Origin of the sequence: Moorena producens 3L, assembly GCF_000211815.1 — a bacterium.
Classification (GTDB): domain Bacteria; phylum Cyanobacteriota; class Cyanobacteriia; order Cyanobacteriales; family Coleofasciculaceae; genus Moorena; species Moorena producens.
Genome location: NZ_GL890840.1, coordinates 293,823 through 303,235, shown reverse-complemented (window position 1 = coordinate 303,235; position 9,413 = coordinate 293,823). Strand labels below are relative to the sequence as shown.

Sequence of the window (9,413 nt, the reverse complement as noted above, 5' to 3'; positions counted from 1 at the left end):
AACGTCTAATCCGATAGTTTTCCTTGATGGCTTTAGTTCCTCCTTGTTATCAACTGAGACACAAAACTGGACATAGTAGCCATCTGCTCTTTTTACTATCCTAACTCGCTTGATTTGTTTCTTATCGAAACGCCATAAGTCCCACTTACCTTTGAGTTTGAGCTTCCCAATTCCTTTCTTGTCAGTGAACGTGATTCGGCAAAGCCGACGCTTCGCGAACGACTTTTTGTCAGGGGATATTTTCCATCCTGACTGCTTGTATTCGACCGATCTACAATGCTTCTGGAATCGGGGGAACCCTTTCTTTCCAGGTACTTTCTTCTTGCAGTTTCATAGAAACGGGCGTTCGCGTAGCGTGGCCTACGGCCAATCGATGACCATGCTCTCTCAGCAGCAGCCTGCCGAGCGGTCGAATTTAATTCATTGGCAAAAGAAAAGTTCTTAGCTAAGACTCTACAGTATTTATTTAAGTCGTATTTTGTAATCCCCTTATTGTCAATCCACAACCTAAGACAGGAATTGCGGACAAACTTAACAGTCCGGATAGCCTCGTTTATAGCTGAGTACTGACTATTTTTGCCGTATGCCTTAAATTCAAGAATTATCATCAGAAATCGACCTTTTCTGTTATATCATTATGCTAACGCGCCCAGCACAAATCGTCAAGTCTTAGCCCCAAAAAAAAAGCCGTCCTAGAAGGACGGGGTTTTAGACCCAATTTTTTTTGATAAAATAAATTAAATAAAATGAAATTAACCGAGTGCTTCAGCACCACCCACAACTTCCAGAATTTCCTGGGTAATTGCGGCTTGCCGTGCCTTGTTGTAGGTTAGGGTTAGTTTACCAGTCAGTTCCGATGCATTATCACTGGCATTACTCATTGCTGTCATCCGACAAGCCAGTTCACTAGCTGCTGACTCTTGTAATGCCCGTAGTAACTGGTTGTTTAGATATAAAGGCAACAGGGCATCGAGGATTTGCACGGGGTCTTGTTCAAAAATCATGTCACGGGGGAAAGTCTCGGTAGTTCCCCTTGTGACTACCTCCCGCTCCACCTTGAACTCACCACCTTTAGTTGTCAGTCTGAAGATTTCATCATCCTGTGATTCTAGTCCCTTAGCTGTTAGGGGTAGCAGGGTTTGAACCGCAGGTCGAGAACTAATCAATGAGACGAATTTGGTGTATATCAACTCCACCCGGTCTACGGTTTCAGACAGAAACAGGGAGAGGAGTTGGTCAGCAATCATAGATGCTTCTGATGCTGTGGGAATCTGTTCTAAACCGGTGTACTTGGCATCAATTGGCTGATTGCGGCGCTCGAAGTACTGAATAGCTTTGCGTCCAACTAGCACGTATTTGTAGCCAACCCCTTTCTCCTGTAGTTCCTTTGCACGGTTTTCGGCACGCTTGATAACGTTAGTATTGTAACCGCCACATAGTCCTCGATCCCCTGAAACGACGAGCAAGCCTACATTCTTGATTTCCCGTTCTTTTAGTAGGGGCAGATTGGCATCTTCAAACTGCATCCGGTTTTGCAAACCGTAGAGAACTTGTGTTAAGCGGTCAGCAAAAGGACGGGTGGCAGTCACCTGTTGTTGAGCACGACGTACCTTAGCCGCAGCCACAAGGCGCATCGCTTCGGTGATTTTCCGGGTATTTTTGACTGACTTAATGCGATCGCGAATGTCTTTTAGATTAGGCATAATCTGTTCAAGGATGACGGTTGTCTCGGCTTGAAGGTTGTCTGGTTGAAGGTTGAAGGTTGTCTGGTTGAAGGTTGAAGGTTGTCTGGTTGAAGGTTGAAGGTTGTCTGGTTGAAGGTTGAAGGTTGTCTGGTTGAAGGTTGAAGGTTGTCTGGTTGTTGGCCTTTGGGGTTCGGTGTAGGGTAGGTTGACTGTTTTTTAGAGAACCTGCAACCTACTAACCTGCAACTGAAATTAACCTGCAACCTGCAACCTACTAACCTGCAACCTACTAACCTGCAACCTACTAACCGGTAACCTGCAACGGAAATTAACCTGCAACCGAAACTAATCTTTAACCTGTTAAGCAGAGACTAGGAAGGTCTGTTTGTATTCTGCGATCGCTTCCTTTAGAATGCTTTCGGCTTGATCAGTGAGCTTCTTCTCGTTTTTGATGATCTCAACGTACTCTGGCTTGCTGGTTTTCAAGTACTCCCGCAGTGCCTGAGTAAAAGTTGTCACCTTATCAGTAGGCACATCATCGAGATAGCCATTGAGTCCAGCGTAAACGATTGCCACTTGCTCAAACACAGCTAGGGGTGAATTCTGAGGTTGCTTCAACACTTCCCGTAAACGTTGACCCCGAGCCAACTGAGCTTGGGTTGCGGCATCCAAGTCGGAGGCAAACTGAGCAAAAGCTTGCAAGTCGTCAAACTGGGCTAGTTCTAGCTTCAACTTACCAGCCACTTTCTTCATGGCCTTGGTTTGGGCAGCAGAACCTACCCGTGACACTGAGATACCAGGGTTAATCGCTGGTCTGACACCAGAGTTGAATAGGTCAGAGGAGAGGAAGATTTGACCATCGGTAATAGAAATTACATTAGTCGGGATGTAAGCTGATACGTCACCAGCCTGAGTTTCAATAATAGGCAGTGCGGTCATACTACCACCACCCAGTTCATCATTCAGTTTAGCTGCCCGTTCCAACAACCGGGAGTGGACGTAGAACACATCTCCTGGATAAGCTTCCCGTCCTGGTGGACGGCGCAGCAGTAGGGACATCTGGCGATAGGCTTGAGCTTGCTTAGACAAGTCATCATAAATCACTAGGGTTGCCTTACCGTTGTACATAAAGTACTCGGCAATCGAGGCACCGGTGTAGGGAGCCAAGAACTGTAGAGTAGCTGGGTCATTGGCATTCGCTGCCACGATCACAGTGTAGTCTAATGCTCCTTTTTCCTGGAGGGTATTCACCACTTGGGCTACCGTAGATGCCTTCTGACCAATAGCAACATAGACACAAATTACATCTTCTTGTTTCTGGTTGATGATCGTATCTACAGCAATAGCAGTTTTCCCGGTTTGTCGGTCACCAATAATCAACTCTCGCTGACCCCGTCCAATGGGAATCATAGCGTCAATAGCGGTGATTCCAGTTTGCATGGGTTCACAAACTGAACGCCGCGCAATAATCCCTGGGGCAATGGATTCCACCAGACGGGATTCAGTGCTTTGAATATCCCCCTTACCATCAATGGGACGACCCAAGCCATCAACTACCCGACCAATCAGTGCCTCTCCGACGGGTACCTGAGCAATCTTACCAGTAGCAGTAACCGAGCTACCTTCCTGGATCTGTAAACCATCCCCCATCAGCACTGCACCCACATTGTCCTGTTCTAAGTTCAGGGCAATGCCAACGGTGCCATCTTCAAACTCCAGCAGTTCCCCAGCCATGCACTTTTCCAAGCCATAAATCCGGGCAATACCATCACCAACTTGCAAAACCGTTCCAACGTTGGAAACCGCAAAACCTTGGTTATACCCTTGAATTTGCTGCCGAATAATGCTGCTAATTTCGTCTGGTCTAATGCTAATCATGATGTGTTTTTATCGTTAACTAACTAATTGTTTACTGTTAACTATTAACTGTTGACTTTTGACTGTTGACTATTAACTGTTCAAGGTTATTTCCCAAGGGGTTAACTTTTAACTTACTAACCTACCCTAAAAGGGAAGCCTCAGGCTAACAACCACCAACGTGACGTACTTCAACTGGTCAGAGCCATACCGATGCGACGTAGTTGTCCTTTGAGACTGGCATCAAATATCTGAGACCCGACTTTAATGATCACACCACCGATTACATCCGGGTCAATTTTTGTCTGCAGTTCCACCTGGTTGGCTCCCGTGAGGGACTTAACTTTCTCACGAACTGATTCTTGCTGAGCTTCACTGAGTTCTATTGCTGAACTGACCTCAGCCAAAACAGTTTGATCTAACTCCCTGAGAAGTTCTTGGTACTTCAGGCAAATGCCTTCCAAAAACACAATGCGCCCACGGTCTACTAGAATTCTTAAAAAATTCATGGTGTAGGGGTGAAGTTGGTCCCCAGCAATTTGTTGCAACACCCCGATTTTATCCTCAGCTTTGACCACAGGAGAGCCTAAAAACTCCTGCAATTGTGGCGATTCTTTCAAAAGATTCAGCAGAGTATCTACATCCTCACTCAGTTTGCCTTTGAGTTCGTTATCGGACTTAGCCAAATCGAGGAAAGCTTCTGCATAAGGTTCGAGTACTTGGCCACTCAAAAAACCACCTTTCATGAGCCACCTCCCAACAGAGCGATGTTGCGGTCAATTAATTGTTGTTGAGCAGAGTCATCTAATGTCTCTCTTAGTTGGGAATCCACCTTAGCCATTGCCATAGTAGCAACTCGCTGACGTAGTTCGGCCATGGCTCGTTCCCTTTCCGAGTTCAAATCCTGAACTGCTGATTCTTTCATCCGTTCTATCTCTTGAGCCGAAGCGGCCAAAATTGCCTCTTTAGCTGCTTTAGCATTAACTTCTGCTGCAGCACGAATGTTTTCTGCCTCGACTTGGGCTTGAGCTAACTTCTGCTGTTGATCTGCTAAGGCTTCGGCTCCTTGTCTTTGACGAGCTTCTACTTCTTTAATAGTCTGTTCAATTTTTGAGCGTCGCTCACTCAAAACGTTTCCCACTAATTGGCGACCGAAGTAGTACAGTACCCCCAACAAAATACTCAGGTTGATTAGGTTGGTTTCAAGAATATTAAAGTTTAATCCGAAACCACCTTCTCCATGAGCTTCTGTTGCCAATAATACTAAATTCCCCATCATATCCGTTTACAATTGTTTTGAACGCATAATCTTGCTAAGCTATGACCTGTCCACCTACTCTCAAGATAATTATCTCAAGACAATTATCTCAAGACAATTATCTCAAGATAATTAATAGTTTGACATAGTTTGACAGTACTCCCACATCGCCAATCTCTTAGGAGTTGTAGTAAATATATGGGTCAGGCGGTCAAGGCCCAACCATTTATCTTACTAACGCTGGCCCTAACAATTTTTCTAGGATTTGGCTAGATAGATCATCGACTTGTTGTTCGAGGGAAGCCATTGCTTGCTGTTTTTGTTGATCAATTTCTTCTTGAGCTTTTGCTCGTTCAGCCTGAGCTTCTTGTTGGGCTTCAGCGATCGCTTGAGCTGCCATTTTTCTGGCATCTTCTTGGGCAGCAGCGATCACAGCTTGAGACTGCTTCCGGGCTTGACCCAACTGTTCTTCATACTCTTTAGCCATTTTTTCGGCTTTAGACAAGCGTTCTTTGGCATCAGATTCCTGATTCCGGATGTATTCGTCACGCTCATCGAGGGTTTTTGTCAGTGGCTTATAGAATATGGCATTTAATACAACTGTCAAAACCAGAAACTGCAATGCCATCAGAGGCAGAGTAGCATCAAAATCAAACATTTTTCACAGATTCCCAATCGGAATAAAACCGAACAATTGACCGTATCAGACCTACCATGTAGAGACGTTGCCTGCAACGTCTCTACATAAAGTATCAGGTTCTAAGAAAATGGGTTAGCAAACAGCAGTACCAGAGAAATTACCAGACCATAGATAGTCAGGGATTCCATGAATGCCAAGGTTAACAGCAGAGTACCGCGAATTTTTCCTTCAGCTTCCGGCTGACGAGCAATACCTTCTACAGCTTGACCAGCAGCGTTTCCTTGACCGATACCAGGGCCGATAGCAGCTAAACCGACAGCAAGAGCAGCAGCGACAACTGAAGCAGCAGCAACGATTGGATCCATGATGATTTTTCTTATCCGTGATTAAAGAACAAAATACAGAGCTACTAGTCAGAAGGATTCTCCGAAGGAGTCATCAATTCCAACTATTCCTAATTTAAGGCTACCGTGCCATTCCCATCATAAGGTTATCCCTTAATGTTCTTCGCCTTCGACTTCTATTGCCTCGTGAATGTAGGCAGCTGCCAAGGTAGCGAAGACCAGGGCTTGAATTGCACTGGTAAATAGACCTAGCGCCATAATTGGCAAGGGAATAAACAGAGGCACTAGCAGCACCAACACGGCTACTACCAGTTCATCTGCCAAAATATTGCCAAATAAACGGAAGCTTAGGGAGAGGGGCTTGGTGAAGTCTTCTAAAATCTTGATCGGCAAGAGGATTGGTATTGGCTGAATATAGCCAGCGAAGTAACCTAAACCCTTCTTGCTCAAACCAGCGTAAAAATACGCCAAGGATGTTAGTAAGGCTAAAGCAACGGTGGTATTGATGTCATTGGTAGGAGCCGCCAGCTCACCGGATGGTAGCTCGATAATACTCCAAGGAATTAGGGCTCCTGACCAGTTTGACACGAAGATAAACAAAAACAGTGTACCGATAAAAGGTACCCAAGGGCGATATTCTTTTTCCCCCAGCTGGTTTTTCGCTAAATCCCTCAAAAATTCTAGGGCGTACTCCATCACATTTTGGATACCGCCAGGAACCATTTGGACATTTCGAGTTGCCGCAAGGGAAGCTACTACCAGAATAGCAATCACTACCCAGGAGGTGAGAAAAACCTGACCGTGTAATGTTAAATTGCCAATCCGCCAATAAAAGTGTTCACCAACTTCTAAGGAAGCAAGGGGTAAAGAATTCAGAACGTTTAAAGCATTTATCATTTCCATTCTGGAGATTTACCCAGATTTCTGTCAAGGGTGAAACGTCTGTTTATCCTACCAATAAATCCGACTTAAATAAATCTTACTTAGAGGTAGGATTTACTAGGCTTTGCAGCACATAGACGATAATTGCGGCTTTGTACGTCAGAAACCCTAAAAATATAGGAAGTATTTGTAATTTTTGCCATTGACTGGCTACTACAATTATCCCAATAAAAACCGCAAACCGAGCCATGCTCGGACGTCTATTTTGTTGGCTTAGCCGCTCTACGTCTTTAGCCAACATTCTCAAGTAAACCATACCAGTACACGCCCCGATCAAATAATTTAAGGCAATGTTGAGGGAGTAAACCAGCCACACACAGATGAAAATAATCCCTGTCGCGACTAGGGTGACCAACAACAGAGTTTGTTTGAGTTGGTAATACTCCTGCATTGACGAACTCGTTGAAGGGGATAAGTAACTTGTTTGCGTGTTTTCCTCCATGGTCAATGGTTTCTCAAGAGGGTCATCTGACAAGTTCACCGGTAGCAGCAAATGCTAGTCCAGTGATCTGGCTTGTTTTCACAAACCAGACGTAATCATATCATGGGAAAGGTCACAATACTTAACAAATCTGGTATAAAAATAACTAATCCCTCCGAAGTGCGGTATAAATAAGGGTTTCGGCTGACAGGGTGATGGATAAATGGGGCAACGGATAAGTGCATGTAACGGATAGGTAGTGACTACACAAACTAAGGTTGCAGACTGAGGCTCACCACACCAATGATTTTCTTTAAGTCCTTGAGGTGCAGACGAAAGTTTCTATAGCTCCACCCTTGAGGGGGTGGCCGCGTCGTGATAGACCCTGATAACTGCCTGATTGACTGACTTGAGTGCAAAAACCCTGGATTTTATGTAGGCAGGGGTGGAGCGATAGCTAAACCCAACAAAACCATTGCCAAGGTTGGGTTTCACTATGTTCGACCCAACAGACAAAGCAATAAAAGTTACTCAACAGGGAAAGTCTATATCTTGTATTGCTATCCCGATGCGTTCGCGTAGCGTGGCCGTAGGCCAATCGCGTAGCGGCTTGTACCGAGCATCGCGTTATATATCATTTGGCATCCTTCTTAGGAAGAATCTCGCAACTCGCGAGAGGAGTAACTTAGTTGACGATTTGCGGTACAAAACGATACGATCAGTATGTCGTCAACAGTAGCTCGGTGAATAAGTACCTCCTGCCTCATAGTTGCTGCTGAGTGAGTCGGGGTCAATGTCAGAACGTGAGCTTGATGGGAAACGGCAGGGATAATCAAAGCCATTAAAACTCCATGACTGACAGCGCCGATCTGCTCGCTTAGTATCAAACCAAAATGAAGAATGACCCAGACTTATGCAACGAGGCTTCAAGACCCAGTTAAAACTTAATAATAGACAAAAAACCTTGATGGCTCAACACGCTGGGTATTCTAGGTGGCTTTGGAATTGGGCTTTAAATATGTGGAACGAATCCTATAAAGCCGGGCTAAAGCCTTCTGCTAACAAGCTGAAAAAGTTCTACACCAATCATGTTAAACCTCAATATCCTTGGCAGTCTACCTTAAGTTCTAGGGTTTATCAATTCGTATTCATGCACTTATCAGAAGCGTTTAACCGATTCTTTCAAGGGAGAGCTCAACACCCTAAGTTCAAGAAGAAAGGTAGAAATGATAGCTTCACCCTAGATAATTGTGGGAAGGTCATGGAGTTTTCAGGAACTCGGTTGAAACTCCCTTTTATTGGGTGGGTTAGCACTTATGAACCTTTACCTGAAATCCAGACGAAGCGGGTCACAATCAGTCGAGTAGCCGATTCTTGGTATATTTCTTTGGCCTACGAGTTGGAACCTGAACCCACTGTTAAATCTAGAGAATATCTAGGTGTTGATGTCGGGGTTAAAGTTCTAGCCACCTGTTCAGATGGGACGGTATTTCCTAATCCTAGAGCTTACAAACAAGCTCAGAAAAAGCTGGCTAGACTTCAACGAGAACTATCTAGAAGAACTATGGGTTCTGCCAATAGAAATAAGACCAAGCTGAAATTAGCTAAAGTCCATCAAAGTGTTGCTAACATCCGGAAAGATGCAATTCACAAATTAACCTCTTGGCTTTGCAAAAACCACGCAGTCATTGGGTTAGAAGATCTAAATGTTTCCGGTCTGCTAAAAAACCAGAACTTAGCAGGTGCGATAGCCGATTCCGCTCTTTATGAAATTCGTCGTCAAGTCTCATACAAGTCTGAGTGGTACGGTTGCTCATTGGTATTTGTAGATAGATTCTACCCATCCACTAAAACTTGTTCTAGTTGTGGTCATGTTCAGGAAATGCCACTTAAAGAACGAGTTTTTGATTGTGAGGTTTGCGGTGAAGTCAAAGACCGTGACTATAACGCCAGCCTCAACGCGCGAACGTTTTGCCGAAGGCTATTCGGTCTAAGCCTGTGGAATAGGAAGTGCCGACACCCTATGAAAAACCAGGTAACTGGAAAGAAGCAGGAAGGGAACTTTAATACGGTTTGTACCGCATTATATCAGTTTCTCGTAGCAGGCAACAAAGGTACCACCCAACAAAAATATTGGTTAAATATTACTGAATTGAACTCAATAAATACGGACATGGTCAGAGGATATCTGAAAAGTTTTTTGATACTGAATTTTGCCCCCCTAGCCCCCCAATTCTGGGGGGAACAAGAATCAATTTGCTGGTAG

Annotated in this window: 10 protein-coding genes and 1 pseudogene; 1 reads left to right on the top strand and 10 read right to left on the bottom strand. The window is 44.6% G+C overall.

What is annotated here, in order from left to right; all coding sequences use genetic code 11:
* From LYNGBM3L_RS47085 to LYNGBM3L_RS07755, 10 genes and pseudogenes are all read right to left on the bottom strand, one after another.
* Positions 1–608, bottom strand: a pseudogene (locus LYNGBM3L_RS47085) (RNA-guided endonuclease InsQ/TnpB family protein); the annotation flags it as partial.
* A gap of 144 nt (positions 609–752) precedes the next feature.
* Positions 753–1,703 (bottom strand): F0F1 ATP synthase subunit gamma, encoded by a 951-nt coding sequence (locus tag LYNGBM3L_RS07790; RefSeq protein WP_008181110.1) that lies wholly within the window; start codon positions 1,701–1,703, stop codon positions 753–755.
* Complete coding sequence (locus tag LYNGBM3L_RS45530) at positions 1,691–1,948, bottom strand: hypothetical protein (RefSeq protein WP_131826958.1); 258 nt, start codon at positions 1,946–1,948, stop codon at positions 1,691–1,693. Before LYNGBM3L_RS45530 ends, LYNGBM3L_RS07790 begins: the two co-directional genes overlap by 13 nt.
* Before the next feature lie 97 nt (positions 1,949–2,045).
* Positions 2,046–3,563, bottom strand: a complete 1,518-nt coding sequence (gene atpA / locus LYNGBM3L_RS07785; protein WP_008181107.1) for a F0F1 ATP synthase subunit alpha — start codon at positions 3,561–3,563, stop codon at positions 2,046–2,048.
* A gap of 170 nt (positions 3,564–3,733) precedes the next feature.
* A complete protein-coding gene (gene atpH / locus LYNGBM3L_RS07780) occupies positions 3,734–4,288 on the bottom strand; it encodes an ATP synthase F1 subunit delta (protein ID WP_008181106.1) in 555 nt (184 codons plus the stop codon).
* Positions 4,285–4,818, bottom strand: coding sequence for a F0F1 ATP synthase subunit B (locus LYNGBM3L_RS07775; RefSeq protein ID WP_008181104.1), 534 nt, complete (start codon positions 4,816–4,818; stop codon positions 4,285–4,287). Before LYNGBM3L_RS07775 ends, atpH begins: the two co-directional genes overlap by 4 nt.
* A 208-nt stretch (positions 4,819–5,026) precedes the next feature.
* Positions 5,027–5,458 (bottom strand): F0F1 ATP synthase subunit B', encoded by a 432-nt coding sequence (locus LYNGBM3L_RS07770; RefSeq protein ID WP_008181102.1) that lies wholly within the window; start codon positions 5,456–5,458, stop codon positions 5,027–5,029.
* Positions 5,459–5,559: 101 nt separating this feature from the next.
* Positions 5,560–5,805: an ATP synthase F0 subunit C gene (gene atpE / locus LYNGBM3L_RS07765; RefSeq protein WP_008181101.1), complete on the bottom strand. Its 246-nt coding sequence runs from the start codon at positions 5,803–5,805 to the stop codon at positions 5,560–5,562.
* 132 nt (positions 5,806–5,937) lie between these two features.
* Entirely contained in the window at positions 5,938–6,687 is a 750-nt protein-coding gene (atpB, locus tag LYNGBM3L_RS07760) for a F0F1 ATP synthase subunit A (RefSeq protein ID WP_008181099.1), read from the bottom strand.
* Positions 6,688–6,763: 76 nt separating this feature from the next.
* Positions 6,764–7,168, bottom strand: a complete 405-nt coding sequence (locus tag LYNGBM3L_RS07755; protein WP_229414363.1) for an ATP synthase subunit I — start codon at positions 7,166–7,168, stop codon at positions 6,764–6,766.
* 892 nt (positions 7,169–8,060) lie between these two features.
* Here LYNGBM3L_RS07755 and LYNGBM3L_RS07750 point away from each other — a divergent pair.
* A complete protein-coding gene (locus LYNGBM3L_RS07750) occupies positions 8,061–9,413 on the top strand; it encodes an RNA-guided endonuclease InsQ/TnpB family protein (protein ID WP_008181092.1) in 1,353 nt (450 codons plus the stop codon).